The organism is Amycolatopsis sp. cmx-8-4, assembly GCF_046548675.1.
Lineage (GTDB): Bacteria > Actinomycetota > Actinomycetes > Mycobacteriales > Pseudonocardiaceae > Amycolatopsis.
Window position 1 is genome coordinate 1 of the sequence record NZ_JAEBDZ010000081.1, and the last position, 1,641, is coordinate 1,641.

1 rRNA gene is annotated in these 1,641 nt (G+C 55.3%); it reads right to left on the bottom strand.

Features of this window, described 5'->3' with window-relative positions:
- Positions 1-1,587, bottom strand: a 23S ribosomal RNA gene (locus ACLJQZ_RS48455); the annotation flags it as partial.
- Between the last annotated feature and the right edge of the window lie 54 nt (positions 1,588-1,641).

The following is a 1,641-nucleotide window of genomic DNA, read 5'->3' on the forward strand; positions in this document are numbered from 1 at the left end:
GCTTTGGGTGGTTAGTATCAAACGCCTCGTCATGGGCGCACATGCTCGGGTACGGGAATATCAACCCGTTGTCCATCGACTACGCCTGTCGGCCTCGCCTTAGGTCCCGACTTACCCTGGGCGGATTAGCCTGGCCCAGGAACCCTTGGTCATCCGGCGGCAGAGTTTCTCACTCTGCATTCGCTACTCATGCCTGCATTCTCACTCCCACACCCTCCACCGCTAGCTTCCGCCACGGCTTCCCTGGGTGCAGGACGCTCCCCTACCCATCAACACGACTACACAACACTCTCAAGGAGCGAAGTGGATCTATTGTGTCAATGACACAGCTTCGGCGGTGTGCTTAAGCCCCGCTACATTGTCGGCGCAGGACCACTTGACCAGTGAGCTATTACGCACTCTTTCAAGGGTGGCTGCTTCTAAGCCAACCTCCTGGTTGTCTGGGCAATCCCACATCCTTTCCCACTGAGCACACACTTAGGGGCCTTAGCTGGTGTTCTGGGCTGTTTCCCTCTCGACGACGAAGCTTATCCCCCGCCGTCTCACTGCCGCACTCTCACACCACGGTATTCGGAGTTTGGTTGATTTCGGTAACCCGGTAAGGCCCCTAGACCATCCAGTAGCTCTACCCCCGTGGTGAAACATGCGACGCTGCACCTAAATGCATTTCGGGGAGAACCAGCTATCACGGAGTTTGATTGGCCTTTCACCCCTACCCACAGCTCATCCCCTCAGTTTTCAACCTAAGTGGGTTCGGGCCTCCACGACGTCTTACCGTCGCTTCACCCTGGCCATGGGTAGATCACTCCGCTTCGGGTCTAGACCACGCGACTACAGTATCTACAAGAGACACAGCGCCCTATTCAGACTCGCTTTCGCTACGGCTACCCCACACGGGTTAACCTCGCCACGCAGCACTAACTCGCAGGCTCATTCTTCAAAAGGCACGCCATCACCATTACAGCTCTGACGGCTTGTAGGCACACGGTTTCAGGTACTCTTTCACTCCCCTCCCGGGGTACTTTTCATCTTTCCCTCACGGTACTAGTCCGCTATCGGTCTTCAGGAAGTATTTAGGCTTACCGGGTGGTCCCGGCAGATTCACAGCAAATTCCACGAGCTCGCTGCTACTCGGGAACACCACCAAGAACAACAACACAAGTTTTCGCGTACGGGGCTCTCACCCACTCCGGCCGCCCATCCCAAGGCGTTCCACTAACCCATGCGTCAATTCCGAAGAAATGTCAGTTCCTTCAAGGCGGGTCCCACAACACCGACTACACAACCCCTGACAGGTATCACATGCAATCGGTTTAGCCTCTTCCGCTTTCGCTCGCCACTACTCACGGAATCACGGTTGTTTTCTCTTCCTACGGGTACTGAGATGTTTCACTTCCCCGCGTTCCCTCCACACACCCTATATATTCAGGTGCGGGTAACACCACATCACTGGTGCTGGGTTTCCCCATTCGGAAATCCTCGGATCACAGCTCGGTTGACAGCTCCCCGAGGCTTATCGCAGCCTCCTACGTCCTTCATCGGCTCCTGAAGCCAAGACATCCACCATGTGCCCTTAACAACTTGACCACAAAGATGCTCGCATCCACTCTACAGTTCTCAAACACCACACCAGAAACAAAC